Source organism: Bacillus sp. MT(2024) (genome assembly GCF_036362845.1).
In the GTDB taxonomy this organism is placed as follows: domain Bacteria; phylum Bacillota; class Bacilli; order Bacillales; family Bacillaceae; genus Bacillus; species Bacillus velezensis.
This window is the reverse complement of sequence record NZ_CP143632.1, coordinates 1036552-1060912: the sequence shown is the minus strand read 5'-3', so window position 1 is coordinate 1060912 and position 24361 is coordinate 1036552. Positions and strand designations below refer to the sequence as shown.

Here is a 24361-nt window from a genome sequence, read left to right as displayed (position 1 = left end):
CCGCTCATTTTCATTATTAGCTTTTCCCTTAAAATAAAGTTTTGAACACTATTTTGCCAAATTTATATGATATAGTTGGCATACTCTCACCAACCGGAAAGAAGGGAATTATGATGACAGTTCACCTTATTGCTGACAGCGCCTCTGACCTGCCGAAATCTTATATTGAAGAAAACCGGATCGGGTTCATTCCGCTGCACGTAACACTTGACGGAAACGAATATGAGGACGCAGTCACCATTCAGGCGGATCATATCTTTCAAGCGATGCGGGACGGGAAAGTTCCGAAAACATCCCAGGCATCACCGGATACGATAAAAAAAGTATTTTTACAATACGCGGAACTGGGAGAACCGGCGATATACATCGCCTTTTCCTCAGGTCTTTCCGGCACCTATCAGACGGCCGTAATGATCGCCAATGAAGTAAAAGAGGAATTTCCCGATTTTGATTTACGGATTGTAGATTCCAAATGCGCTTCACTGGGCTGCGGCCTCGCGGTGATGCACGCGCAAACACTCTGTGTTAACGGGAATACAATACAAGAAATCGAAACGTCTGTAAAGAACTTTTGCGCACGGATGAAACATATATTTACGGTCGATGACGTCGCTTATCTCGCGCGGGGCGGCAGAATTTCAAAAACGTCCGCTTTTGTCGGGGGGCTTTTGAACATCAAACCGATTCTGCATGTGGATGACGGCAGGCTCGTGCCGCTCGAAAAATTGCGCGGACAGAAGAAACTGTTTAAACGGATTATAGAAATGATGAAGGAAGAAGGCGGCGATTGGGCGGATCAAACCGTGGGAATCAGCTATGCAGATAATGAAGAGACGGCGATTGGGATGAAGGAAATGATTGAAGAAGCGTTCCATCCGAAAGAGATCATTCTTCATTCAATCGGCTCTGCGATCGGCGCCCACTCCGGGCCGGGCACGCTCGCGATTTTTTTCCTGAAGCCATAATTTCAATGCGGGCGGGCATCCTAACGGACAGAAGGGAGGCTTTGCCGCATGAAAGATGATGACAAAAAACCGTTGGACAATAACGCCGTAAATCAGAAAAAGAACCGGCTTGCCGAAAAAAACCGGCAGGCGGGAAAAAACCAGAATTCCAAAAAACCGGACCATCTGTAAAAGCAAAACAGCCCTCTTGTCTTAGAAGAAAGAGGGCTGTTTTTTGCGCACGGATGTCTGTTACAAAGTAAACCGGCGGACCTGATCATTTAACCGCTCTGTCAGGCTCACCAGATTATTGACGCTTTCCGCCATTTTATGAAAAGAAGACAGCTGCTCAAGCGCGGAGGCAGAAATCTCTTCGCTTCCTGCAGCCGTTTCCTGAACGACGGCGCTGATGCTTTCGGCATGATGCAGCACTTGCTCACCAAGCTGTTTCGATTCGATGATCCGTCCGTCCAATTGAGTAAGCTCCGCCTTAATATGGGCGGCTTTTTGTTCAATATGGGCGAATGATTCTGACGTTTTCTCCATCAGCTCCTGCTGTCTGTCCGCCAAAGCGACGCCGGTCGTGACAGCTCCGGTAATGGATGTGATGCCGTCTTCAATTTGCTTTACCATATCGAAAATCTGCGCGGTCGCTTTGGCTGATCCGTCTGCGAGCTTCCTTATCTCCTCGGCAACGACGGCAAATCCTTTTCCGGCCTCGCCTGCTCTGGCCGCCTCGATTGCGGCGTTTAAGGACAGCAGATTGGTCTGGCCCGCAATGTCGGAAACGGTCTGCGCCATCATACTGATGCCTGCCGCATGCTCTATGAAGAGATCGGCGGCTTCGGAAATCTCTTTTGATGTCTCATTGCTTTTATCAATGGCTTGCTTGGTCTCGGCTAAAGCACCTCGCCCCGCAGCCACCGCAGCAATCGTCTCTTCGCTGCTTCTCGTCGTTTGTTTTGAACGTTCGGCGTTCGCCTTTGAATGATCATCCATTTGTTCAATGAATTGCACCGCATGCTGCAGATCTTCTGAAATGGTTTGGGAGCCTTGCGCCATTTCTTCCGTCGATACGGACACCTGCTCGGTCATGTCCTTCAGCGTCTGGTTTTCCTTCGTCAAACCTTCCGCAAAAGTCTCGACTTCACGGCCGACCTCTCCGATCGCCTGAATTAAGGTGCGGAGCTGTTCAGCCATCATTCCGAATGAGTCATTCAGCTCTTTCAGTTCGTCCTTCCCTTTATAATCAAGCATTTCAACAGCAAGGTTCCCTCCTGCAATACGGCGGGCATTTTCAGCCATGCGGCGGATCGGCCCTGCAATTCTCTTCGTCAGCCTGATGGAAGATATGACGGTGACGGCAAGTATCACGATGGTCAGCACGGCTGCGCTGTAAACGATAAACTGAATCTGGTCAGCCGTCTGCTTCTGCATGTCTTCATAGTGATCCCGGCTTTTCAGATTCAGCATATAAATATCATTCAGGAGACCGTTGATGCGGGCCGCCGTCCTTGTCGCTTCAGCCGGGCTTTTCGAATCAAGGGCAGCGTCCGCCTCCGCCTGCCATGATTCGTATTTTTTGGCGAGTTTGTCATAAGCGGCTTTGTCCGCATTGTCCCTCATCGTTTTTTTGAGCGCCGCCAGTTTGTCTGAGCTGCTTTTCATATAGCTTCGTACATCTTCTTTCTGGGCGTCTGCGAGCGTATAGGAATAGCCGGTGATGCTTTCTTTTAACGTATTAAGGTCAGCTTTTGCTTCCTGGACGTTTAACAGCGTGTCCACTTCATCTTCATTTGAAGCCTGAATCTTCATCATGTTTACGATGGTAAAGCCGATGACGGCGGCGAAGCAAATCATCGTAACGGCTGCGTTAACGAGCAGCCTTGTCCGTAATGTCACTTCAGATCGCCTCCTTTTTCAATCAGACTGTTTTTCATATCCGTGATCTTTTTCGTCAGCCCGCCTGCGTTTTTGACAACTCTGATCTTGGCTAAGTCCATGCCGTTTTCCTTCAGTCCGTAAACGATCTCACCGCTTTTGATCTCCTTGTTGTCTTTTAAATCTTTCGCCAATTCATAGATGACATGGTCGACGTTTTTCACTAAAGAAGAGATAACGGCGTGCTCGGCGGTGTAATATTGATCGCTGTCAACACCGATGGCGTATACTTTTCGCGCCTCCGCTTCTTTCAGTGCGCCGACACCCGTGAAGCCGGCCGCCGTAAACAGGACATCGGCTTTTTTTCGGATCATGTTTTGGGCGATGCGCTTCCCGAGCTTATCATCATCAAACGTACCGCTGATTTCCGACAGCACGCGGATGTTCGGTTTGACTGATTCCGCGCCTTTCAGATAGCCTTTCTTAAACCGTTTAATGACGTCGGCATCTGAACCGCCGATAAATCCGATCGTGCCGGTTTTGCTCGTCATAGCCGCCAGCGCTCCGGCTAAGAAGCTTCCTTCATCCTCTTTAAACGTGACGGAGGTGACATTATCCAGGTCTGATACGGAATCAATCAGCACAAACCGCTGCTTCGGATATTTTTTGGCGACCTTTTCTAAATCCGCCTGCATGCTGTAACCGAGCCCCACAACAAGATCATTGCCTTCCCGGACAAGCTGGGTCAGTCCTTTTTCGTACTTACCGGTGTCTTTTATTTCTCTGTAATCAAATGTGATGCCGAGCTCGTCTCTTGCTTTCATCAAACCTTGAAAGCCTGAATCATTAAATGATTGGTCGCCGAGGCCGTTGTCTGTCAGCATGATGCCGATTGTTTTCGTTTTTTCGGCCGCCGTCTCCTCGGATTTGCCGGCACATCCCGCCGTGCTGAGCGCAAGCAGCAGTACAGCCGCAAATATCGCCATTTTTCTCATTGAAACTCTCCTTTTGTTTTTTTCTATAGTTATATATCGGTTCGGATGTCAGAATATTTTATTTCAATAAAATATGTATGTTCGGCAGGTTGATAAACAAATGAGGGATATAGGAGCTTTTGAGAAAATAAAAAACACCGGTTTTGGTTCACCGATGTTTTTGCAGAAAATTTATTGTTTTTCGTATGTCCAGCCGTCTTTCTGATACACTTTGCCGTTTTTCATCAGGTGCCCGAGCGCCCGCTTAAAGGCGGCTTTGCTTAAATGAAACCGTTCGCGGATATCGTCAGGATCGCTTTTGTCTCCGTAAGGCATCGCGCCGTTTCTTGATCTCAGATAGGTCAGAATCTCCTCCGCGTCAACCGAAAGCGCATCCTGCTTTCTCGGCAGCAGGGACATGTTGACGGAGCCGTCTTCCTTCACCTCGATAACACGCCCCGTCACGCGGCTGCCGAGTCTCGGCTCTTCTTTTCTTTCTGAAGGGTGAATAAACCCGCGGATGCCTTCATCGGTAATCAGAAAAGAGCCTGATGCGATCAGTCTGTACACCGTGCCTGTCAGGTCTTTATTCATGACGTCTTCCTCTGCATCCGTAAATAATTCACTGATGATATCCTCAGGCGCCGGCTTGGCAAACATGCGTCCGCGGCTTGTCACCTTCAGCATGCAATACAGTCTGTCGCCTTTTTGCGGCCAGACGGATTTGTACGGAGGCAGGTGCTCCGTTGCGACGAGCGCGTCTTTTGACAGACCGACGTCGACGAATACGCCCATATCCTCCACAGCGTCCGTCACTTCCACCCATCCGTAGTCATAAAAGCTGATGAGCGGCTTTTTCATCGTCGCCGCGAGTCTTTCCTGATGATCGACGTAAATAAATACGTCCACTTCATCTCTGTCTTCAATATCCTCTGTAATTTCACTGTTATGTAAAAGAACCGTATCCTCGCCGTCGGTTAAAAAATAACCGAAATCGGTTTGGTGATCTATACTAAGCGTGAGCTGCTGCCCTGGTCTCATGTTATCGTCCTTCCTGATTCGCCCGTATGGGGCTGATGTTTTTCTCATTTTTTCCAATATGCATAAATTCATGCTTTATGCTGTTGGACATTTCTCTTTATTCTACTATAATCAACTCATAAGTGAAATGTTATAGGAGGTTTTCTCATGGCAAAAGAAAGTTCTTTTGATATTGTATCCAAAGTTGAATTTCCCGAAGTGCAGAATGCGATTCAGATGACGCTGAAAGAAATCGGCACGCGCTATGACTTTAAAGGATCGAAAAGCGATGTAACTTTAGAAAAGGAAGAACTTGTCCTGATTTCTGATGACGAGTTTAAACTGAATCAGCTCAAAGATGTGCTGAGCGGCAAGCTGATCAAACGGGACGTGCCGACGAAAAACATTGAATACGGCAAAATCGAAAATGCCTCAGGGGGCACGGTGCGCCAGCGCGCGAAGCTTGTACAGGGCATTGATAAAGACAACGCCAAAAAAATCAACGCTGTGATTAAAAACTCCGGCTTGAAGGTCAAGTCTCAGATTCAGGACGACCAAGTGCGCGTCACCGGAAAAAATAAAGATGATCTGCAGCAGATTATTGCAGCCGTCCGCGGGGCAGACCTGCCGATTGACGTTCAATTTATTAATTTTAGATAAATTATGTGATTCCTATTGATTATTGTCTCTATTTTCGGTAAATTTGGAGAAAGGGATTTTCACAGTTAAGTTTTGGAAACCCATGACAATTATATGAACGTTCTTATCAAGAGAAGCCGAGGGACTGGCCCGACGACGCTTCAGCAACCGGTGTAATGGTTTAACCCAAACCATGACCAAGGTGCTAAATCCAGCAAGCTAAAAACAGCTTGGAAGATAAGAAGAGAGACAAATGATTACAAAGTCTTCTTCTTAAGAAGACTTTTTTTATTTCTCTTTTTTCCTTGCTGAATGTGACGAAGGAGGCAAACAATGGGACTATTACAAGACTTAAAAGAACGGATTTTAATCGGAGACGGCGCGATGGGCACTCTCCTCTATTCCTACGGCATTGACAGATGTTTTGAGGAACTGAACGTATCAAAGCCCGAGGAAGTCAAGCGGATACATAAGGCTTACGTCGAAGCCGGGGCAGACATCATCCAGACAAATACGTACGGCGCGAATTTTATTAAGCTCTCAAGATACGGACTTGAGGATGAAACGAAAAAAATCAATCAGGAGGCGGTCAGAATCGCGCGCGCTTCCTCAGACGGCGCTTATGTATTGGGAACGATGGGCGGCATCCGCACCTTTAACAAAAACGCCTACAGCCTGGAGGAGATTAAACGCAGCTTTCGGGAGCAGCTTTATTTATTGCTTCACGAAGAGCCGGACGGTCTGCTCCTGGAAACATACTATGATTTAGAAGAGGCGCGCGAAGTGCTGAAGATAGCGAGAAAAGAAACGGAACTTCCGATTATGCTGAACGTATCCATGCACGAACAGGGCGTGCTGCAGGACGGAACGCCGCTTCGGGAAGCCCTCAGGTCAATTGCCGATCTCGGCGCTGACATAACGGGAATCAATTGTAGGCTCGGCCCGTACCACATGATTGAAGCGCTCACCGAAGTGCCGATTTTCCGTGACGCTTATTTATCGGTCTATCCGAACAGCAGCCTTCCGTCTTTAGAAGAAGGCCGGCTTGTTTATGATACGGACGATGCCTATTTCCGGGAGAGCGCCGTACAGTTCCGCACTCAGGGCGCGCGCATTATCGGCGGCTGCTGCGGTACGACGCCAAACCATATCAGAGCCATGGCTGAAGCGGTCCGCGGACTTTCTCCCGTCACTGATAAAGAAGTGAAAATCAGACGGGAAGAAGAAATCATCTCCGTCCGGAATGAACGGACCGAGCCTGGTTTAAACGAAATCGCCGCTCAAAAACGGTCAATTATCGTAGAGCTTGATCCGCCGAAAAAATTGAATTTTGACAAATTTCTGCAAGCGGCGGCTGAATTAAAAGAAACCGGCATAGAAGCGCTGACGCTCGCCGACAATTCATTGGCGACACCGCGGATCAGCAATGCCGCCTGCGGTTCATTGCTGAAAGAACGCCTTGATATCCGTTCTCTCGTTCACATTACATGCAGAGACCGCAACATCATCGGCCTTCAGTCACATTTAATGGGGCTGGATACGCTCGGGCTCACCGACATTTTAGCCATCACGGGTGATCCTTCAAAAATCGGCGACTTTCCGGGGGCTACCTCCGTCTATGATTTAACGTCCTTTGACTTGATCAGGCTGATTAAGCAATTCAACGAGGGCATTTCTTTATCAGGGAAACCGCTCGGCAAGAAAACGAACTTTTCCGTAGCCGGAGCATTTAATCCGAATGTCCGCCATCTTGATAAAGCAGTAAAACGGCTAGAGAAAAAAATCGAGTGCGGAGCTGACTACTTCGTGTCCCAGCCTGTCTACTCGGAGCAGCAGCTCATTGACATTCATCATGAAACGAAACACCTCAAAACACCGGTGTATATCGGAATTATGCCGTTAACGAGCAGCCGCAATGCAGAGTTCATTCATCATGAGATCCCGGGCATTAAGCTGTCAGACAGCATCCGGGAAAAAATGGCGCTCGCAGGCGAAGACAAGCAAAAGCAGAAAGCCGAAGGCCTCGCCATCGCCAAGTCGCTTCTCGACACGGCGTGCGAACTGTTTAACGGAATTTATTTAATCACCCCGTTTCTCCGTTCTGATTTGACATCAGAGCTTGCAGCTTATATTAAGCAAAAGGATGAAAAGCGGGCTGATGTATATTTGCACTGACGCGGAAGAGGCCGCCTGATATGACAGGCGGCTTTTTCATGGTACGATACAGAAAAAGAATCAAACAAAGGAGGATTTTTTATGGTTGAAGTAAAACCCATCACCGCAGAAGACACATACGCCATCAGACACAGCGTGCTGCGCCCCCATCAGACGATTGAGGATTGTAAATATGATCAGGACAGCGTCAAAGGAGCATTTCATCTCGGAGGTTTTTACGACGGGACATTGATCAGCATCGCTTCTTTCTACCCGCAGAACCAGCAGGCTTTACAGGCGGCGCCCGCCTACCAGCTGCGCGGCATGGCGACGCTTGAAGAATACCGGACGCAAAAAGCGGGAAGCACGTTAATCGCCTATGCGGAACGAAAACTGGCAGATATGGGGGCGGCGCTTGTCTGGTGCAACGCCAGATGTCACGTGAAGGGATATTACGAGAAGCTCGGCTGGAAAAGCACGGGCAGCCCCTTTGACATACCCGGCATCGGCCCGCATGTGATCATGTATAAAGAACTCGCCTGAAACAGACAAAAGCCCTTGGGGACATGTCTCTAAGGGCATTACCTTGAATGTCACGTCTGCTTTTATATGCGACACTATTGACGCCCTCCCGCTTTTTTAATACCCTTTGTACATTACGCAACAGCAAGGTTGGCAGGCAGAAAGCGATATCTGCCAATTGCCGATTTCAGCTATTATGTTTAGAAAAGGGAGTATGAGATGAATACGATCCAAAAACCGAAAATCCCGAAAGAATTGCCGGTGCTTTCTTTCACTGAAGCGCTTCAGGATGAGGAGCTCAAAGAAGTCATCATTGAAAACGGCATCGTAAACGGCAAACTGGACGGCCTGCGTGCCGAAAAAGTCATTTTCAGAAACATCGTTTTTACGGATGTCTCTTTCAGACATATGGAATGTACGGATGTCCTGTTTGACAAATGCGATGTCTCAAACGCTGATTTCAGCGGAAGCATCATCCATAGAACGGCGTTTCAGCATTCAAAACTTCTCGGCTTGAATCTGGCGGATTCCGCCATGCGTCATGTACGGTTTGAAGACTGCCTCGCAAATTACAGCTCCTTCAGCTATTCCAATATGAAGCATGTCCGTTTTGACTCGTGCGGCCTTTCAGAAAGTGAGTGGAATGATTCCGTTCTTGAATACACAGATCTTGACGTCTGTGATTTGAACGGCGCAAACTTCATCGGCACGTCTCTTTTTAATATGGATATCAGCACGTGCACATTTGATCATCTGCATGTCTCGCTTGATAAGCTGAAAGGATGCCGCATCTCTCCGGCGCATGCCGTTACATTCGCAGAAGCGCTCGGCGCCATTGTGACGTGATCTTTTATTAAACGAAACGGCGGGCAATGTCCGCTATCGTTTGAATGCCTTTTTCCAAGTCCGGTAAAGATGCGTACGAATAGGAAAGACGCAGGCTTTGCCGGTCTTCGGGAAGATAGAGAGCTCCCGGATTGATCAGCACGCCGGCCTCCAAGGCACGGATGAAAAGCGTCTGAACGGTGAATGCTTTATGGAAGGTGACCCAAATATAAAAGCCCCCCTCCGGCACACGCCACTCCGCAATATCTCCCGCGTATCTTTCAAGAAAACGCAATGCCGCATCTCTCCTGATTTTGAGTTCCTTTCTGAGACGCAAAAGACGCTCTTCATAGCGGCCGCTTGACAGCCATTGACATGCCGCCCATTGAGATAAAGCGCTGGAGCCGTAATCCGTCTGCATTTTAATATCGGCGAGCCTGTCTGCAACCGGCTCAGGGGCGACGACCCATCCGATGCGCAGACCCGGGCTTACGGTTTTTGACAGCGTACCGATATACAGTACATTCCCCTCACCGTCCATGGATTTTAACGGAGGCGGCGGTTCTTTATCGATCCATATATCACCGTATGCGTCATCTTCAATGACAGGCAGACGGTGATTTCTTGCGAGCGCGATGAGTTCCTTCCGCCGCTTGAGTGACATTACCGTTCCGGTCGGATTATGGAATGACGGAATGGTGTACAGCAGCCCCGCTTCGTATTGCCGACGGTAAGCGGGAAGATGATCCGTTTTGATTCCGCTCTCATCCATCGGCACTCCCTTAAGCCTGACGCCCGCTGATTGAAACACACGCAGGGAATGGAGATACGACGGGTTTTCAGTCAGCATGACGGAGTTTGGTTTTAGCAGCCCGATTGAAATGAGCTGAAGCGCCTGCAGCGCGCCTGAGACGATTACGATGGATGCCGGGGACGCGTGAATCCCCTTTGTTTTCAAATGTTCCGCGACGCTTTGCCGAAGCTGCAGGCTGCCCTTCGGTTCTTCATAGCCGAGCGCAAAAATGTTAGTTCCCGCTTCACGGAACAGTTCGCCCATCTCCTGCTCAGGCAGCAGCTCTTGACTCAGCTCACCCGTCCCCAGCCTGATCAGATCCGGACGCGGCTCGTTTTGATTAATGGCCTGAATCAAGGATGAATTCGGCTGATGACTCCCCGATGTAACGTACGTGCTCCAATCAAGGGGCTTAGCCGCTGCCATGATGCTCCACGTATTGTTGACGACCTTTGTGCCTCCCCCTCTTTTTCCTTCCAGAAGACCTTGGGCGATTAACTCATCAACTGCTGCCGTCACTGTGCTTCGGTTGACCTGAAGCTCCTCGGCGAGCTTTCTTTGTGAGGGAATTTTCGTGCCAATGGTCCATTCGCCATGAAGTATTTTTTCTTTTATATGCTGTTCGATCTGGAGATAAAGCGGTATGTGCGACTCCCGATCCGGACGCCAGCTGTTCATACGTCATCCCTCCTTCTTTATTTATTATACATTTGGCTGGTTTAAGTACCAGCCAAATGGCCGGAGACATCAGCACACAGTGCGGCTACAATGAGATGTAGTTGACGATTGGAGGGTTTTACGATATGAATGCCATTCTTCACGGAGTGATGCTCGCTTTCGGCCTTATTTTGCCATTGGGCGCGCAAAACGTGTTTATTTTTCAGCAGGGAGCCTGGCAAAAACATGTGTGGCAGGCGTTTCCCGCAGTGATTGCCGCGGCGGTATGCGATACGATTCTCATCAGCGCGGCCGTCGCAGGCGTGTCAATGATTATTGCAGAGATTCCCGTTTTTCAGACCGTCATGCTTATAGGCGGCTTTTTGTTTCTCAGTTTTTTAGGCTGGCAGACTTGGAGAAGCAAACCGCAGGCCGAACAGGCGAAAAAAACAGTTTTCACGGCAAAAAAACAGGCGGTCACGGCCGCCATGGTATCCCTTTTGAACCCGCATGCGATTTTGGATACTGTCAGTGTCATCGGCACAAGCTCCGCCGCCTATCCGGGAATTGATAAATGGCTGTTTGCCGGTGCTTGTATCATGGTTTCCTGGGTATGGTTCGCCGGACTGGCATTCGCGGGACGGCTCGTCCAAACGGCGGATACAGGCGGCCGGCTCCTCGGCATCCTGAATCAATGCTCGGCATTGGTGATGTGGGGTGCTGCTTTTTATTTTGCGGCGCTTTTGTTTCGATAAAAGGAATTCGGCCAGGTCATGTTGAATGTACCGGTAGGAAGAGGGGGAATTGGAATGTCAGACATTTTAAAGCTGTATCACTACCACAGATGGGCAAATGAGCAAGTTATTCAGCATCTGAAGAGCCTGCCCGCGGCAAGCTTACAGCAGAAACTGGATAGTGTTTTTCCGACTGTGAACGCCGTGCTTGTGCATATATACCGGGCGGATTACATTTGGCTTCACGTGCTTTACGGAGAAACTTACGAACAAATCGTCTCGCAGTTTGATCAATTTGAAAAGCTTGACGGAGATTTTGAGGCGGTTGAACATAGAATGACTGAACTGGACAAAGAATACAGCGAATTTTTAAGAGACTTGGAGAACACGGAAGGCCCGATCTCCATTTCTCATCCGCGCATGGGAACGCTCCGGACGACATATGCCGATGTGATCCGGCATATTGTGAATCACGGCACATACCATCGCGGCAATATAAGTGCGATGCTTCACCAAATGGGCTATAAAGGCGTGCCGACTGACTACATTTTTTTCTCATACGAATCATAAAAAAGCAAAGGCCTCCCGTGCCTTTGCTTTTTCACTTCGAATCTATCATAATCCGGCATAGTTGGGGGCGCCCGGGGTAAGCTTTACAGGCCTTCCGGTTTTAAAAGATTCCGTCGCGGCGATCCCGATTTCTAAGTTAATCGCGGCATCGATGTCTGTCACAATCGGCGTTTCCCCTTTTTTCACACATTCGGCAAAGTGCTCAAGCTCCAGACGGTAAGCGTCTTTAAAGCGGGCTTGAAAATCCGGAATAATTTCGTAGCTGCTGCCTGACTCCGTTAAAATGGTGACATGGCTGTTCCGCAGCGTGCCGACTAAAATGCTTCCCGCCGTCCCGATTATTTCGGCGCGGATGTCATGGCCGTACGGAGAATTTCGGCTTGCCTCCACATCGCCGGCCGCGCCTGAATCAAACTCAAGATACGTTAATGCCTGATCGACATCGCCGCACTCCTCCATGAACGGGTGCTTTAAAACCCTCCCGTGCCCGCTCACGGACGTAACCTCAGCATTCATGAGATATCTTGCGATGTCGTAATCATGAATCGAGCAGTCAATGAAAAGCCCTCCGCTATGTTTGATAAATTCCGCGGGCGGTGCGCCTTGATCTCTTGTAAATCCTTTATAATAAATGGGTCTGCCGATTTCCCCGGCGTCGATTCTTCTTTTCGCGTCGGCGTATGCCGGATCAAACCGCCTCATAAAACCGACCTGGCAGATGACGTCCGTTTCTTCGATTTTTTTCATGACTTTAATCGATTCCTCAAGACTCAGGGTGAGCGGCTTTTCAACAAAGATATGCTTGCCGTTTTCAGCAGCCTTCATGATCATTTCCGCATGTGTGCTTGTCGGCGTGACAATGATGACGGCGTCAATCGTGTGATCTTCCAGCAGTTCATACGGATTCTCCGTCCATTTGGCGATTCCTAATTCTTTCGCACACGCTTCCGCCTTCCCCTTCATCGGGTCACAGACGGCCGCAAGCTCGGCTCCCCGCACTTCGCCGGCTAAATGCTTCGCATGAAAATACCCTAATCGTCCTAATCCCAGCACCGCACATCTGACTTGATCTGTCATCTATCACCGCTCCTTTTTTCTTGAGGCCGCATGCCGCAATGGCGCAAGCGGTTTCCCTTATTAAACAGAAATTATTATTTTGAAAGCGCTTTATTTACAACTCAAGCTGTTGGCTTTCTTTGCTTGCAATCCGCAGTATTTGCGCAAGCGCTTTCCCAAAAGCTGTTTTAATTTTACAATGCTTTTCGCTCGTTTGACAATGTTTTTCACAGAAAAAAACGCGCCTTATTGCTGAGGGCGCGTTTTTACCGGTGCCGTAGAATGCCTGATGACGAGTTCCGGAGATAAAATGATTTTGCTTTTTGTTTTTTTCTTCCCTTGAATCTCATCAATGAGAAGTTCAACGACACGCCGCCCCATTTCGCGGATGGGCTGAGAAATCGTCGTGAGCGGCGGTGCCGTCATTTCAGCGAGAATGGTATTGTCAAAGCCGATGACGGACAAGTCTTCCGGCACTCGAATGCCCCGGGAGCGCGCCGCCTGTATCGCCGCGCATGACAAGACATCATTAAAGGCGAAAACGGCGGTCGGAAGGTCTCTGTCAAACAGCTCGCCCGCTGCCTGTTTTCCGCTTTCCAGCGAATATTCCGTCGGTATGATCAGCGATTCATCTAGTGTCATCCCCGCTTCCCGCATCGCTTTTTGAAAACCTTTGATTCTGTCTCTTTCACCCGTGGTCGAGCCGTTTCCGACGATACAGGCGATTCTTTCATGGCCTAAAGATATGAGATGCTCAGCCGCCGTATAGCCGCCGAGAAAGTCATCGATAATGACGACGTCCATCGGCGCGAGCGGTTTATCCTGCGTAATCATCGCAAGCGGGATGCCCGATTTCACAATATCATCAAGCGCCGTGACGCTGTCATCATGATCAAGTCCCGTCGCGAATATAATGCCGTCCGCCTGCTTCTGCCGCAGCATCGAAAAATACTTCGTTTCTTTTTCAGGCTGATAATCGGTGCTGCAGATAATGATATGAAACCCAAGTACACCGGCGCTGTCTTCAATGCTTTTCGCCAGTTCCCCGAAAAACGGGTTTGAAATGTCCGGGGTGATCAGGCCGATCATATTCGTCTTTTTGCCCGTCAAAGCGGATGCGTGAACATTCGGATGATAGTCCATCTCCTCCATGACACGGAGCACCATCCGGCGGGTTTTGTCACTGATCCTCCCCGTATTGTTGATGACCCGCGAGACGGTCGAGATGGAGACGCCCGCTTTTTCGGCCACGTCGTAAATTGTCATTTTCATGCTTACCGATCCCTCTTCTGTTCTCTGGTATTAGGTCAGTCCGTTTTCCGGCTTACGAATTTGCGGTATTCAAGCGGCGAAATGCCTTCAATCTGTTTAAACAGTTTGGAAAAATAGGTTGGGTCCTCCATGCCGATGGCGTCTGCGATCGCCCCCATTTTGTCATTGGTTGCGGACAAAAGACGTTTCGCCTCCGTCATTCTGACTTTGTTCGTATACTGGCCGGGCGTGACGCCGAGCACCTGCTGCATGCAGCGGGTCACGTAGTCTTGGTTGTAATGAAGAGCCGAAGAGAGCGCTTTGATGGTTGTTTTCTCCTGATAGTGCTCCTGCAGGTACCGGGCGGCCTCCCATGCGACTCTTTCCTTTGCGGACGGGATTTGGAACGCTTCTTTCTGAAGATGGAGCAGCAGCTCTTCAAACAGAATCTGCTTTCTGAGCGGCAGGTCGAAGTTCTCGGCGCTGTCATCTGTCAGCACACTGAATTGCCCGGCCATAAACTGCGGGCGTCTCACCTTCCCTTTTTGCGGCAGGGACAGCCGGTAGCGGGACGGCTCTTCAAAGCTCCCTTTTTTTCGCCTCAGCTCCGACCAGTTGTTCCCGGTTGTTTCCGTCACCTCATAATCCGCTCCTTCAAAATGAAGCCACGAATAGGATGTCGTTTCTTCACTGCCTTTTGTTCCGTAATGTTCAAGCCCGGGAGAAAGCAGAATATATTCTCCCGCTTCAACGGAAAAGGCGTTTTCGTCTTCTGTAATGTAGAGGACGCCTTCTTTCACATACAGCAGATCAAACACCGGGAAGACCCGTCTCACATGGGTTTCGCCTTTTTTGAACACTCCTTCTCCCGCAGCGATAAAGACCGGGAACGGAGGGACTGTGAACTCGAGAAAGGACATATTTCCGGCCCTCCTTTTTAAGTCGGATTTTTGCAAGAAGTTTCGTTTCTCTCCCTTTTTATTATAAGAAAATGGAGGTACACTTTTAAACGTTGATTTTTTCAGGAAAGGGGTTAAAAGAAATGAAACAAGCGATTTTAAAACGGGCTGCATTCAAACAATCCTCTGATCACAAACTCTCATTATACGCGCTGACTTGGCCGATATTTATTGAGGTTTCATTATATATGTTTATGGGAAACGCCGACACTCTTATGCTTAGCCAATACTCTGACAACAGTGTGGCGGCCGTGGGTGTCAGCAATCAGATTTTAAATTTAATTATCGTGATGTTCAGCTTTATCGCAACGGGTACGACAATTGTGATTTCACAGTTTTTAGGATCTAAACAGAAAAAAGAGGCGCAGGAAGTGGCTTATGTATCAATAGGAGCGAACTTTGTCATCAGTCTCGCCATCAGCGCCGCCATATTTTTTGCGGCCGTTCCGCTGCTTCATGTGATGGGTCTTTCCAATGAATTGATGCCGGATGCCAAAGTCTTTTTGCAGGTGGTCGGCGGGCTGTCCTTCATTCAGGCTTTGATTATGACGTTCAGCGCCATTTTAAAAAGCTACGGTCATACGAAGGATACAATGTTCGTTACGATCGGGATGAATTTTTTAAATATTGCCGGAAACTTTCTTGTCATTTTCGGGCCGCTCGGCCTTCCGGTGTTAGGCGTCGCCGGTGTTGCGATGTCAACGTCCTTTGCGCGGATCATCGGGCTCATCGCGATGATTGTGATCGTCAAAAAACGCATCGGACTCGGTCTGACATGGCAAAAGATTTTTCACGTCCATAAAGAGCACTTGCGGAAACTCCTGAAAATCGGGATTCCGTCTGCCGGCGAACAGCTGTCTTACAACATTTCACAAATGGTTGTCACTTATTTTATCGCCATTATGGGCGCTCAGGCGCTTACAACAAAGGTTTATACACAAAACATCACCATGTTTATCCTGCTGTTCGGAACGGCGATCAGCCAGGGCACACAGATTTTGATCGGTAGATATATCGGCGCCAAACGGTTTGACGACGCTTATGACCGCTGCATGAAAAGTCTGTACTGGGCGCTTGGCATTGCCGCTTTGACATCCGTGATCATGACCTTGTTTTCAAAGCAGCTGATCGGAATTTTCACAAGCAGCCCTGACATTATTGCGACGGCGAGCATGCTGATCGCCATGACGATCATTCTTGAGCCCGGCCGTTCATTTAATGTCATTATCATCAACTCGCTGCGGGCTGCCGGAGATGCAAAATTCCCCGTCTACATGGCGATGATTTCCATGTGGGGTATCGGACTGCCTCTCGCTTATCTGTTCGGCATCCATTTCGGATTGGGGCTTATGGGCATCTGGATTTCATTTATCGCGGATGAATGGGTCAGAGGCATTCTTATGTACAGAAGATGGCGGTCGCGGATTTGGATTCAAAAAGGGATTGCATAAACGCCCGGAGCTTCGTTAAGAAGCCGGGCGTTTTTTTTATGCTTGCGAAAGCCGTTTTCTCATGTCACCGAGCTCTGACCGGTAATGTGCCAGCAAACCGGTAACGGCAGGCCTTGAGTATAACGGAAACAGCTCCAGCTCTTCAGACGCCTCCTCGAAATACGCCTCGGCCTCAAATGCGATGTACTCCCATACATTCATAAAAGCTTTGTTGACGGTATGGCTCTCCAGCTCTTCTTCCGTATAGCCGAATTGCTTCATCACCTGGCGCGGGAGACGCTTTTTCGCCAGCTCGTCCGTATGAATCCCCAGAAGCACCCGGGTCAGCTGAATGGCTGCTCCTAATGAAACGGCTGCATGGCGGAGTTTCTCTTGGTTCCGGCGCGCGCAAACCGGCAGCAGAAGCAGGCCGAGGGCTCCGCCTGTTTGGCCCGCGTACATCAGCAGGTCATCAAACTCTTGATACGTTACTTTTTCTCTGTCAGAGATGTGGCCGGCGATAAACTCACGCAACGGCTCTTCTTCAAGCGCAAATTGCTGCCGCACATCGGTGAGCGCCTCCCACAAAAAGCCGTCGGCGCGTGCCCCGTTCAGAAAGTCTTGTGCCGCCTGTTCAAATCCCCCAAGTTCCTGCACATCGAGCCGATCAGCTTCGTGAAACAAAGCAAGCACCGCCCATGCGGCCCGCCTGTTTTTTGGCGGCAGGGATGAGAAAGTCCGTTTATATAAAGGAAAGTGCGCCTCGGCAAGCTGGGCGCATGTTTCATATTCGGTCATGGTATCACTCCTCTGTTTTTTAGTGTACCATATGTTTCACAATAAAAAGACCGATATCCTTCAGCGGAAACCGGTCGCGGCACTGTTATTCTTCTATATCGATACGGTACGCCTCAAACCATGTATGGATCTGGGCAAGATGGGCGATCAGCTGCGGGCCTTTCATCAGCTGGCCGAACCACGGCACCTGAAAAGATGAACCTTCTGTCTCCAGCAGCATTTCCAGCTTCTTTCTGTCAAGCAGGGTGTGAAGCACGGAATCTTTCTGTTGCAAAATCGTTTTCAGCCATTCTGTGACCCCCTGCGTGTATTTCGGGTGATGCGTTTTCGGATAAGGGCTTTTTTTGCGGTACAAAATATCTTCAGGAAGCAGTCCTTCAAGCGCTTTCCGCAAAATGCCTTTTTCCCGGCTGCCATGCATTTTCATTTCCCAAGGAATATTCCAAACGTATTCCACAAGTCTGTGATCGGCGAACGGCACCCGTACTTCAAGACTTGCGCCCATGCTCATGCGGTCTTTGCGGTCGAGCAGATTTGTCATAAACCAAAGCATATTTAAGTAGAACAGCTGCCGTCTCGCTTTATCTGTTCCCGTCTCACCGTCTAACAGCGGCGTTTCCGCAATGGTTTCTTCATATCTCGCATTCACGTATTCTCTAAGATTCAGCCGTTTTTGCCACTTTTCATCCAAGAGCGTGACCCTCTCCTCAGTCGACCTCATCCAAGGAAATCCGTCTTCTTCTGCCGCGGTGTGAAACCACGGATATCCGCCGAAAATTTCGTCCGCGCATTCTCCGGAAAGGCTCACGACAAAATCTTTTTTAATTTCCCGGCAGAACCATAATAGCGATGAATCAACATCAGCCATGCCCGGCAGGTCTCTGACGAGAACGGATTCCTCCAGATGTTCAACCAGCTGATCCTGCGTAATCACGCACTTATGATGCTGTGTGCCGAATGCATTTGTCATTTTATCGATCCACGGGCCGTCATCATTCGGCTGAAAGGCGCTCGCTTTAAAAAATTTGCTGTTCTCCTCATAATCAATTGAATAAGTATGAAGGGGATCTCTTCCTTGTTTCTCAAAATGAGCGGCGGCTATCGCGGTTATCGCGCTCGAATCAAGCCCCCCTGATAAAAACGTGCAAACCGGCACGTCAGATACGAGCTGGCGTGTCACTGCATCCTGAAATAAGTACCGAATGTGAGCCGCGGTTTCATCGAAGCTGTCTGTATGCTTTTCGCTCTTTACATTCCAATAACGCCATATGGACAAACCGTCCTTTGAGAAAGTGAACGCATGGGCGGGACGCACCTCGTGAATTCCTTTAAACACCCCGCAGCCCGGAGTTCTGGACGGCCCGAGTCCGAATACTTCCGCAAGTCCGCCGCTGTCTGTGCGGGCTTTCACATCAGGATGAGCAAGGATGGCTTTCAATTCCGACCCAAACAGAAAGGAAGAGCCGTGTTCTTTATAAAAAAACGGTTTGACGCCGAGCCGGTCTCTTGCCCCGAAGAGCCGCTTTCGCTTTTCATCCCAGATGGCAAAAGCGAAAATACCGTTCAAGCGGTCCACGCACTCCTCCCGCCACTCAATATAGCTGTGCAGCAGCACTTCTGTATCAGAGGTCCTCTCAAAACGGTGGCCCCTCGCCTGAAGCTCCTTCCGCAATTCCTCCGTGTTATACAGCTCGCCATTATAAATGATGGTGTACGTTTCCTCTTGATGCGTGCAGGCCATCGGCTGGCGGCCGCCTTCAATGTCAACGACCGAAAGTCTTTTATGTCCGAATAAAACATGGGGCTCTCCCCAGACGTTTGAATCATCAGGCCCTCGTTTTGAAAGAGTGTCTATCATATTGTTCATAATATGTTTCTCTTGGACGAGCTGCTTTTGAAAATCGACCCAACCCGCAATTCCACACATGTGATATCAGCTCCAATCCCGTTTCTGTCGGTATCAAATTCGTTTCTATCAGCACTTTACCCAGTTTATGCAAAGAAACGCAGATAGTTGATTTGTCCCACTAAGAGTTGTATGAGACAAGCCCGATTTGGAAAGAACGGAAGAGAAGAAACAAACAAAGGAGACCGGCACGGTTATGAAACGAAAACAGCTTTTCTCAGAAAAAAACAAATGGGGGTGCGGCACACTGATGATAGAGGACGGCATCTGCCTCGTCGAAAACGATGAAGGCGATATCCTGCTTGCAGACAGTCTCGGAAACGCAGACGTATTGATGAAACGCGGCGGCAGATGGCAGCCGGCACGGATTTGCGGCGGTTCGGCCGAAATCGGCGCAGACACCATCCCCCTGCTCGGCGGGGAAGAAATCCGTTATGAAAAGGCGGTCAAACGGCCGCTGTTAACCTTGCTCGATTCGCTGGACGATGAAACGTTTCTGCTGTTTCTCAGCCATCTGCACGGGTTCGGCCTGTCTGTATATGATTGCGTATTTTCCTACAATCAGGCGCTGTTTTCCGGTGAAGGCGTTTCGTTTTATCACTTCTCGGCGGATGACGCACAATGCGCCCTGCAGCATCACCGCGGCAGCCCGGGTAAACACGACAGATTTGAATGGACGGCATCTGACGGGCGGCGCTCCATTATGTATTCAGCGGCAAGACAAGACGGCACCGCGTAACAAACAGGCGGCACCTTTTAAATAGGTGCCGCCTGATGTATTCAGCTTTGTTTTTCACGCTGATTGACGGCCGGCGTTTGCTTTTACCCTTCACAGCCGTAGCTTTTACGGCAACAAGAGTGATTGATGCTTTTGGCATCCTGCACATCTCCTTCGCCTCATCACCATCCCCCTGTCACGGCATTTCTCATTCAGCGGCACAGTTGCGCAACTAAAAAAACCCGGATGCATCCGGGTTTTTCAAGCGATTGATTAAAATACGTGAAAGCCGATCGGCAAGTGAAGGCCGAGCAGCACCGTCAGGACGAGCACGATAATAAAACCGATCCACAGTCCGCCGGTTGATTTGCCTTTTTTCTTACGGATGACGAGCATTTCCATCAGTCCGATGGTAATGATGCCGAGCAGCATTTTTCCGGCGTACTCTCCGTTCCAATTCGCAAAACGGACAAAAAGCTCAGCTCCGGTCAGAATAATAATAATGTAGAATAAGCGCAGAATCATATGCGTAATTTTTGCGCCCTTCGCTTTTCCGGCACCGTACAGCCCGTAGCTGACAAACACCAGGATAAGCGCAACGACCCATGAAGTAATATGCCAATGTGTCATTATGTTCAATTCCCCCTATCAGATCAATCTGCCTCACTTATGGTACCACAACAAGCCGGTCGGAGCATTATCAATCGTGCCAAAGACACACAATTATCCGATTTGGTTCGACAGCGTGCCGATCGGTTCAATTGTAATGTCAATACGGTCCCCCGGCTTTAAAAATTTCGGCGGCTTAAATCCTTTTCCGACACCGGACGGCGTCCCCGTCGCTATAATGTCACCGGCTTCAAGCGTCATTCCTTTTGACAGCGTCTCGATTAATTCAGCTATCGGAAATATCATGTCACCCGTTGATCCTGATTGGCGCAGTTCACCGTTCACCCGCGTTTCAACTTTCAGGCTTTGCGGATCGCTGACGGCCGACTTATGTACAATGACCGGGCCCATCGGGCATGTCGTATCGAGGCTTTTGCCGATAAAAAACTGTTTATGTTTTTTCTGCAGATCGCGCGCTGTGATATCATTTACAATTGTATAGCCGAATATATGATCAAGCGCATGTTCTTTGGAGATGTGCGATCCGCTTTTTGATATGATTACCGCAAGCTCCCCTTCATAATCAAGCTGCTCCGTTACATCCAAGTGGCTGTCCACTGTTTCTCCGTGTCCTGTAACGGCAGCCGGGGCTTTCGTGAAAACCATGGGATGCTCGGGTATATCCGCCTCACTCCCCATTTCAACGGCATGATCACGATAATTTTTCCCGATGCAGATCACGTTCTTTGAAGGTCTCGGAATAGGCGCGCAAAGCTTTACGTCAGACAGCGCATACATAAATGAACCTGATTCGTCATTCGGTTTTTTCGCCCATTCCGCAAGCTGTCCGGCATGCGCGACAAACTTATCTCCTTTTTGAATGCACTCGATCAGCGAACCCGGAATCGTCTCAAGTTCAAACAATTTTTTTTCAGCCTTTTGCAGATCTAAGATTTTGTCATCATCAATAATCAGACCGACAAATTTTCGGCTGTTCAGTTCCCCTGTCGCAAATTTCATGTTAATCCCCCATCATTTTTAAATGGCATTCCTTTATGTATTCTTCCTCCGGGCGGGAAATCCCTCTTTTAAACAGGCTGAAAATAAGTGTAAAAGAGTATCAAAAATTGTCACTTTTTTAGTCATATTGACGAAATAAAACCTTCTTGGCCAAAATGGGTTATACTATTATCATCCTATGTTTTCCAAAATAATCGAGAATTGGAGATCACACGATGAACAAAATTGAAGAAAAAAGATTAACTTTATTCGAGACAGCGCAAAAATTCGGAATCAATGCGACGGAGACCATCAGGTGCAGCCAGGAGCTGGACAGCCTTTTAAACGGGTGCCGGGGCGGGCTCATCCAACAAACGAAAGACAGCGGGCCGAACCCGGCCGCACAGATTCAGCACGGCCGAGAAAAAAAAGAGGCTTTCTCATAAACGTGATATGTATATAAATCTGTATCATTTATGTATAAGACCCGGCATGCGTAAAGCGCCGGTGTTTTTACGTCTAAAGTTTTTTCCGCTCACAAAAATGTGCATTTGTCATAAGCTATTTTAGGCAGGCAGCCCAGATAAGCTCCTGGAGTGCAGTCATGAAAATCTTCACGAAAAGGATGTGCTCGTATGCCCGCAATTGTCGGAGCGTTTAAAATTAATGCCGTCGGTACGAGCGGAGTCGTTCATATAGGCGACTGCATCACCATTTCTCCAAAAGCAGAGGTTAAGACATTTGCCGGAGCGGGCAGCTTCAATACCGGAGACAATCTCACACTGACGAATTACAGGAATTCAACGAATGTGTACGATAATGATGTAATCGATCAGCCGATGGCAGGAAACGCATAAAGGAGGCGCCGTATGAATTTTTACGTCAATCAGTCGATCCATATCAATTACATGCGTGTAGAATCTGTCAGCAATTCCTCCATACTGCAAATCGGAAGCGCCGGTTCAATTAAATCTCTTTCCAATCTGTACAACACAGGGAGTTATGTTGAGCCGGCGCCGCCTGTCACCGCGGGGCAGCAGGCTGTAACAACAGGGGGAGGTCCCGGCACCTCATCATTTGTACCGCTCCAGCCGCCAAGCCGGTAGTTTTAATGAAGGAAACGAGACGCGAGGTGAATGTCATGTATGATCAATCCGTTTCATCCTACCTGCAGAATTTAAATTCTTTCGTCCAGCAGCAGGCGCAGCAGATTCAGGAGCTCGAACGGCAGCTGAAAGAATTCCAAAATGAAATTTCAACGCTGAAGCAGCAGCCATCTACAAGAATCGATCGGCTCGAGTATAAATTTGATCAGCTGAAAATTGAACGGCTGGAAGGAACGCTGAATATCGGGTTGAATCCGACTGATCCGAATGCCGTGCAAAACTTCGAAGTCGGCCAGACATCTCCGCAGGTCGGAATGATGCAGCAGGAACAGGCGGGCCAGCAAATGCAGCAAATCCGTCAAAACGTCGATATGTACCTGAATGAAGAAATCCCCGCGCTTTTAGAGCAGCTCGAAACTCAGTATGAGAGCAGGCTGGACGAAACGAACAAATATCATATTATTGAAGATATCAGAAAGCAGATGGACAGCCGGATTCAGTATTATCTGTCCCATGTCCCGAAAGAAGAAAATACGGCGCCCGCGCAATATACCGAGCAGATTGCCGAACATGTGAAGCGTGATATTGTCAGGGCCGTCGAGCACTTTATTAAACACATACCTGGTGAAATGAAAGGTGATGATCCGTCATGATTTTTACAGTGATTAACCGGAATATTGAAGTCGGAGACATCCGGTCTACCGGTGTATCCAGTTCTTCCTTATTATTAATCGGCGACACCGATTCCGTCTATCTGTCTTCCATCTTTGACACGCCTCCGGAATCTCTTATTATCGGGCCTTATGTGCCGCTGGCGCCGGAATAATGTTAAAGCGCATTTCACGCCTCCGGAACGCCAAAATCAATTCAGTCGGGATTGCGAGTGTCTTTCAAGCAGGCGATACGAATGAAATCAATATGCGGATCAAAGTATTGGCCGATCAGCGTAGTCTTGCTGTATACAGAGATGATGAAGGCTCATTTAACAAAAAAGAGTACCAGATCTTTCGGCAGCCGGCCGTCATGCCGTTACCGGAAACGGGAGTCCAAAGCGCATTCTGCCATGAAAATCCTTCAATTCGGGTAAGGAATGTGAAAGTTCAAGGGGTATCGTCAGCGTCCGTGGTTCAAATCGGATCGACGTCGATCGTTCTGGGAGATTCGCGGCTGAAACATATTAGGCAGATCTTCACGCCAAGCTCACAATCACAGCAGCCCTGACATATAATGACGGTGAGACTTCTATAAAGGGTGTCGTTTATGCCAGCAATTACCGGACCTATAGCTATCAATTCCATATCGGGCGGAGTCGTAAACTTTGGTGATTCCTTTTACCTTTCTCCAAAAAGCTCTTCTAAATCTGCGCTCGGTTCGGGAGCAGGCAATACCGGAGATTTCCTGTTATTAAACAACGTTGTCAATGCGACAAACTATATAGACCCCGATGTCAGCGATCAAAATGTGGTCGGAAACGCCTAAAAAGCAGCCGCTCTTTCAGAAGAGGGCTGCTTTTGGTTCAGCGTTATTTTCGTTCATTTGCTTTTTTTGTTTTTACAAGCTTTTCCGGCGGCTGTTTTCTGATCCATTTCACAAACCGCGCGAGTTTCGGGTCACGCCGCAGCTCTTCTATTCCCGCGAGCCTTGCCGCAAGCTCCTGATTCGTATAGAGCGCGTGAATCTGTTTATGACAAGGGATGCAGAGCATTGCGGTCGGAAGGAATGTCCCGCCTTCTTCCTTAGGCGTTAAGTGGTGCTCCGTCAGCCGCACATGATGGCGGCCGCATAATTCACATGTGCCCTCGGCAGAATCGGCCAT

Annotated in this window: 29 protein-coding genes and 1 riboswitch; of the genes, 17 read left to right on the top strand and 12 right to left on the bottom strand. The window is 48.9% G+C overall.

What is annotated here, in order from left to right; translation table 11 throughout:
* The first annotated feature begins 113 nt into the window (after positions 1-113).
* Positions 114-965: a DegV family protein gene (locus tag VP472_RS05470; protein ID WP_014304769.1), complete on the top strand. Its 852-nt coding sequence runs from the start codon at positions 114-116 to the stop codon at positions 963-965.
* Positions 966-1013: 48 nt separating this feature from the next.
* Entirely contained in the window at positions 1014-1136 is a 123-nt protein-coding gene (locus tag VP472_RS05465; protein ID WP_003155105.1) for a hypothetical protein, read from the top strand.
* Between the two features lie 60 nt (positions 1137-1196).
* On the opposite strand, the gene VP472_RS05460 is transcribed toward VP472_RS05465, so the two are convergent.
* The 3 genes from VP472_RS05460 to VP472_RS05450 form a co-directional block, all read right to left on the bottom strand.
* Positions 1197-2846 (bottom strand): methyl-accepting chemotaxis protein, encoded by a 1650-nt coding sequence (locus VP472_RS05460; protein ID WP_146276489.1) that lies wholly within the window; start codon positions 2844-2846, stop codon positions 1197-1199.
* On the bottom strand, positions 2843-3820 hold the full coding sequence (locus VP472_RS05455) for a BMP family lipoprotein (RefSeq protein WP_146276487.1): 978 nt from the start codon (positions 3818-3820) through the stop codon (positions 2843-2845). Before VP472_RS05455 ends, VP472_RS05460 begins: the two co-directional genes overlap by 4 nt.
* A 171-nt stretch (positions 3821-3991) precedes the next feature.
* Complete coding sequence (locus tag VP472_RS05450; protein WP_192897774.1) at positions 3992-4888, bottom strand: CvfB family protein; 897 nt, start codon at positions 4886-4888, stop codon at positions 3992-3994.
* A 99-nt stretch (positions 4889-4987) separates the two neighbouring features.
* On the opposite strand from VP472_RS05450, the gene VP472_RS05445 reads away from it, so the two are divergent.
* The 4 genes from VP472_RS05445 (at position 4988) to VP472_RS05430 (ending at position 8980) form a co-directional block, all read left to right on the top strand.
* A complete protein-coding gene (locus VP472_RS05445; protein WP_012117263.1) occupies positions 4988-5479 on the top strand; it encodes a YajQ family cyclic di-GMP-binding protein in 492 nt (163 codons plus the stop codon).
* A 100-nt stretch (positions 5480-5579) separates the two neighbouring features.
* Positions 5580-5702, top strand: a riboswitch (SAM riboswitch).
* 89 nt (positions 5703-5791) lie between these two features.
* Positions 5792-7633 (top strand): bifunctional homocysteine S-methyltransferase/methylenetetrahydrofolate reductase, encoded by a 1842-nt coding sequence (locus tag VP472_RS05440; RefSeq protein WP_146276483.1) that lies wholly within the window; start codon positions 5792-5794, stop codon positions 7631-7633.
* 81 nt (positions 7634-7714) lie between these two features.
* The gene (locus tag VP472_RS05435) at positions 7715-8155 is read left to right on the top strand and encodes a GNAT family N-acetyltransferase (protein WP_007409151.1); all 441 of its coding nucleotides are present in this window, start codon (positions 7715-7717) and stop codon (positions 8153-8155) included.
* Between the two features lie 198 nt (positions 8156-8353).
* Positions 8354-8980 carry a pentapeptide repeat-containing protein gene (locus VP472_RS05430; protein ID WP_128974051.1) on the top strand — a complete coding sequence of 209 codons (627 nt, stop codon included), beginning with the start codon at positions 8354-8356 and terminating at the stop codon, positions 8978-8980.
* Positions 8981-8987: 7 nt separating this feature from the next.
* On the opposite strand, the gene pdxR is transcribed toward VP472_RS05430, so the two are convergent.
* Positions 8988-10430 carry a MocR-like pyridoxine biosynthesis transcription factor PdxR gene (gene pdxR, locus VP472_RS05425; protein ID WP_070081608.1) on the bottom strand — a complete coding sequence of 481 codons (1443 nt, stop codon included), beginning with the start codon at positions 10428-10430 and terminating at the stop codon, positions 8988-8990.
* A gap of 125 nt (positions 10431-10555) precedes the next feature.
* On the opposite strand from pdxR, the gene VP472_RS05420 reads away from it, so the two are divergent.
* A complete protein-coding gene (locus VP472_RS05420; RefSeq protein WP_058906696.1) occupies positions 10556-11164 on the top strand; it encodes a LysE/ArgO family amino acid transporter in 609 nt (202 codons plus the stop codon).
* 54 nt (positions 11165-11218) lie between these two features.
* On the top strand, positions 11219-11713 hold the full coding sequence (locus VP472_RS05415) for a DinB family protein (RefSeq protein WP_146276481.1): 495 nt from the start codon (positions 11219-11221) through the stop codon (positions 11711-11713).
* A 45-nt stretch (positions 11714-11758) separates the two neighbouring features.
* On the opposite strand, the gene iolG is transcribed toward VP472_RS05415, so the two are convergent.
* The 3 genes from iolG to VP472_RS05400 form a co-directional block, all read right to left on the bottom strand.
* A complete protein-coding gene (gene iolG, locus VP472_RS05410) occupies positions 11759-12790 on the bottom strand; it encodes a scyllo-inositol 2-dehydrogenase (protein WP_146276479.1) in 1032 nt (343 codons plus the stop codon).
* Positions 12791-13015: 225 nt separating this feature from the next.
* On the bottom strand, positions 13016-14041 hold the full coding sequence (locus VP472_RS05405) for a LacI family DNA-binding transcriptional regulator (RefSeq protein ID WP_146276477.1): 1026 nt from the start codon (positions 14039-14041) through the stop codon (positions 13016-13018).
* A gap of 35 nt (positions 14042-14076) precedes the next feature.
* Positions 14077-14940, bottom strand: coding sequence for an AraC family transcriptional regulator (locus VP472_RS05400; protein WP_146276475.1), 864 nt, complete (start codon positions 14938-14940; stop codon positions 14077-14079).
* 122 nt (positions 14941-15062) lie between these two features.
* Here VP472_RS05400 and VP472_RS05395 point away from each other — a divergent pair, with 122 nt between their 5' ends.
* Positions 15063-16430, top strand: a complete 1368-nt coding sequence (locus tag VP472_RS05395) for an MATE family efflux transporter (RefSeq protein ID WP_146276473.1) — start codon at positions 15063-15065, stop codon at positions 16428-16430.
* A 36-nt stretch (positions 16431-16466) separates the two neighbouring features.
* On the opposite strand, the gene VP472_RS05390 is transcribed toward VP472_RS05395, so the two are convergent.
* The gene (locus tag VP472_RS05390; RefSeq protein ID WP_071392015.1) at positions 16467-17207 is read right to left on the bottom strand and encodes a squalene/phytoene synthase family protein; all 741 of its coding nucleotides are present in this window, start codon (positions 17205-17207) and stop codon (positions 16467-16469) included.
* 85 nt (positions 17208-17292) lie between these two features.
* Positions 17293-19134: an asparagine synthase (glutamine-hydrolyzing) gene (asnB, locus tag VP472_RS05385; RefSeq protein ID WP_003155123.1), complete on the bottom strand. Its 1842-nt coding sequence runs from the start codon at positions 19132-19134 to the stop codon at positions 17293-17295.
* Between the two features lie 175 nt (positions 19135-19309).
* Here asnB and VP472_RS05380 point away from each other — a divergent pair, with 175 nt between their 5' ends.
* Positions 19310-19852, top strand: coding sequence for a DUF2777 family protein (locus VP472_RS05380; RefSeq protein WP_165698150.1), 543 nt, complete (start codon positions 19310-19312; stop codon positions 19850-19852).
* Positions 19853-20104: 252 nt separating this feature from the next.
* Here the strand turns inward: VP472_RS05380 and VP472_RS05375 are convergent, their stop codons facing one another.
* Together VP472_RS05375 and VP472_RS05370 are read right to left on the bottom strand one after the other, a co-directional pair.
* Positions 20105-20461, bottom strand: coding sequence for a YisL family protein (locus VP472_RS05375; protein ID WP_003155128.1), 357 nt, complete (start codon positions 20459-20461; stop codon positions 20105-20107).
* Between the two features lie 93 nt (positions 20462-20554).
* Positions 20555-21460, bottom strand: coding sequence for a fumarylacetoacetate hydrolase family protein (locus VP472_RS05370; RefSeq protein WP_017417421.1), 906 nt, complete (start codon positions 21458-21460; stop codon positions 20555-20557).
* 215 nt (positions 21461-21675) lie between these two features.
* On the opposite strand from VP472_RS05370, the gene VP472_RS05365 reads away from it, so the two are divergent.
* The 7 genes from VP472_RS05365 to VP472_RS05335 all read left to right on the top strand — a co-directional run bounded on the left by VP472_RS05365 (position 21676) and on the right by VP472_RS05335 (position 24024).
* Positions 21676-21885: an aspartyl-phosphate phosphatase Spo0E family protein gene (locus VP472_RS05365; RefSeq protein ID WP_025649564.1), complete on the top strand. Its 210-nt coding sequence runs from the start codon at positions 21676-21678 to the stop codon at positions 21883-21885.
* 189 nt (positions 21886-22074) lie between these two features.
* Positions 22075-22296 carry a spore germination protein gene (locus tag VP472_RS05360; protein WP_003155135.1) on the top strand — a complete coding sequence of 74 codons (222 nt, stop codon included), beginning with the start codon at positions 22075-22077 and terminating at the stop codon, positions 22294-22296.
* A 12-nt stretch (positions 22297-22308) separates the two neighbouring features.
* Positions 22309-22545 carry a spore germination protein GerPB gene (locus VP472_RS05355; protein WP_003155138.1) on the top strand — a complete coding sequence of 79 codons (237 nt, stop codon included), beginning with the start codon at positions 22309-22311 and terminating at the stop codon, positions 22543-22545.
* 35 nt (positions 22546-22580) lie between these two features.
* A complete protein-coding gene (locus tag VP472_RS05350) occupies positions 22581-23198 on the top strand; it encodes a spore germination protein GerPC (RefSeq protein ID WP_146277462.1) in 618 nt (205 codons plus the stop codon).
* A complete protein-coding gene (locus tag VP472_RS05345; RefSeq protein ID WP_003155141.1) occupies positions 23195-23371 on the top strand; it encodes a hypothetical protein in 177 nt (58 codons plus the stop codon). Before VP472_RS05350 ends, VP472_RS05345 begins: the two co-directional genes overlap by 4 nt.
* Positions 23371-23766: a spore germination protein GerPE gene (locus VP472_RS05340; RefSeq protein ID WP_007409166.1), complete on the top strand. Its 396-nt coding sequence runs from the start codon at positions 23371-23373 to the stop codon at positions 23764-23766. Before VP472_RS05345 ends, VP472_RS05340 begins: the two co-directional genes overlap by 1 nt.
* 39 nt (positions 23767-23805) lie before the next feature.
* Positions 23806-24024: a spore germination protein gene (locus VP472_RS05335; protein WP_003155143.1), complete on the top strand. Its 219-nt coding sequence runs from the start codon at positions 23806-23808 to the stop codon at positions 24022-24024.
* Between the two features lie 43 nt (positions 24025-24067).
* On the opposite strand, the gene VP472_RS05330 is transcribed toward VP472_RS05335, so the two are convergent.
* Positions 24068-24361 carry a hypothetical protein gene (locus VP472_RS05330; protein WP_070081602.1) on the bottom strand — a complete coding sequence of 98 codons (294 nt, stop codon included), beginning with the start codon at positions 24359-24361 and terminating at the stop codon, positions 24068-24070.

Excerpts from the sequence above, each read along its gene's own strand:
- VP472_RS05345 (WP_003155141.1), top strand. The coding sequence starts at position 23,195 with ATGATTTTTACAGTGATTAACCGGAATATTGAAGTCGGAGACATCCGG.
- VP472_RS05355 (WP_003155138.1), top strand. The coding sequence starts at position 22,309 with ATGAATTTTTACGTCAATCAGTCGATCCATATCAATTACATGCGTGTA.
- VP472_RS05340 (WP_007409166.1), top strand. The coding sequence starts at position 23,371 with ATGTTAAAGCGCATTTCACGCCTCCGGAACGCCAAAATCAATTCAGTC.
- VP472_RS05330 (WP_070081602.1), bottom strand. The coding sequence starts at position 24,361 with ATGGCCGATTCTGCCGAGGGCACATGTGAATTATGCGGCCGCCATCAT.
- VP472_RS05445 (WP_012117263.1), top strand. The coding sequence starts at position 4,988 with ATGGCAAAAGAAAGTTCTTTTGATATTGTATCCAAAGTTGAATTTCCC.
- VP472_RS05390 (WP_071392015.1), bottom strand. The coding sequence starts at position 17,207 with ATGACCGAATATGAAACATGCGCCCAGCTTGCCGAGGCGCACTTTCCT.
- VP472_RS05360 (WP_003155135.1), top strand. The coding sequence starts at position 22,075 with ATGCCCGCAATTGTCGGAGCGTTTAAAATTAATGCCGTCGGTACGAGC.
- VP472_RS05395 (WP_146276473.1), top strand. The coding sequence starts at position 15,063 with ATGAAACAAGCGATTTTAAAACGGGCTGCATTCAAACAATCCTCTGAT.
- VP472_RS05380 (WP_165698150.1), top strand. The coding sequence starts at position 19,310 with ATGAAACGAAAACAGCTTTTCTCAGAAAAAAACAAATGGGGGTGCGGC.
- VP472_RS05375 (WP_003155128.1), bottom strand. The coding sequence starts at position 20,461 with ATGACACATTGGCATATTACTTCATGGGTCGTTGCGCTTATCCTGGTG.
- VP472_RS05430 (WP_128974051.1), top strand. The coding sequence starts at position 8,354 with ATGAATACGATCCAAAAACCGAAAATCCCGAAAGAATTGCCGGTGCTT.
- VP472_RS05435 (WP_007409151.1), top strand. The coding sequence starts at position 7,715 with ATGGTTGAAGTAAAACCCATCACCGCAGAAGACACATACGCCATCAGA.
- pdxR (WP_070081608.1), bottom strand. The coding sequence starts at position 10,430 with ATGAACAGCTGGCGTCCGGATCGGGAGTCGCACATACCGCTTTATCTC.
- VP472_RS05365 (WP_025649564.1), top strand. The coding sequence starts at position 21,676 with ATGAACAAAATTGAAGAAAAAAGATTAACTTTATTCGAGACAGCGCAA.
- VP472_RS05470 (WP_014304769.1), top strand. The coding sequence starts at position 114 with ATGACAGTTCACCTTATTGCTGACAGCGCCTCTGACCTGCCGAAATCT.
- VP472_RS05455 (WP_146276487.1), bottom strand. The coding sequence starts at position 3,820 with ATGAGAAAAATGGCGATATTTGCGGCTGTACTGCTGCTTGCGCTCAGC.
- VP472_RS05350 (WP_146277462.1), top strand. The coding sequence starts at position 22,581 with ATGTATGATCAATCCGTTTCATCCTACCTGCAGAATTTAAATTCTTTC.
- VP472_RS05450 (WP_192897774.1), bottom strand. The coding sequence starts at position 4,888 with ATGAGAAAAACATCAGCCCCATACGGGCGAATCAGGAAGGACGATAAC.
- VP472_RS05420 (WP_058906696.1), top strand. The coding sequence starts at position 10,556 with ATGAATGCCATTCTTCACGGAGTGATGCTCGCTTTCGGCCTTATTTTG.
- VP472_RS05415 (WP_146276481.1), top strand. The coding sequence starts at position 11,219 with ATGTCAGACATTTTAAAGCTGTATCACTACCACAGATGGGCAAATGAG.
- VP472_RS05400 (WP_146276475.1), bottom strand. The coding sequence starts at position 14,940 with ATGTCCTTTCTCGAGTTCACAGTCCCTCCGTTCCCGGTCTTTATCGCT.
- VP472_RS05335 (WP_003155143.1), top strand. The coding sequence starts at position 23,806 with ATGCCAGCAATTACCGGACCTATAGCTATCAATTCCATATCGGGCGGA.
- VP472_RS05370 (WP_017417421.1), bottom strand. The coding sequence starts at position 21,460 with ATGAAATTTGCGACAGGGGAACTGAACAGCCGAAAATTTGTCGGTCTG.
- VP472_RS05405 (WP_146276477.1), bottom strand. The coding sequence starts at position 14,041 with ATGAAAATGACAATTTACGACGTGGCCGAAAAAGCGGGCGTCTCCATC.
- iolG (WP_146276479.1), bottom strand. The coding sequence starts at position 12,790 with ATGACAGATCAAGTCAGATGTGCGGTGCTGGGATTAGGACGATTAGGG.
- VP472_RS05440 (WP_146276483.1), top strand. The coding sequence starts at position 5,792 with ATGGGACTATTACAAGACTTAAAAGAACGGATTTTAATCGGAGACGGC.
- asnB (WP_003155123.1), bottom strand. The coding sequence starts at position 19,134 with ATGTGTGGAATTGCGGGTTGGGTCGATTTTCAAAAGCAGCTCGTCCAA.
- VP472_RS05465 (WP_003155105.1), top strand. The coding sequence starts at position 1,014 with ATGAAAGATGATGACAAAAAACCGTTGGACAATAACGCCGTAAATCAG.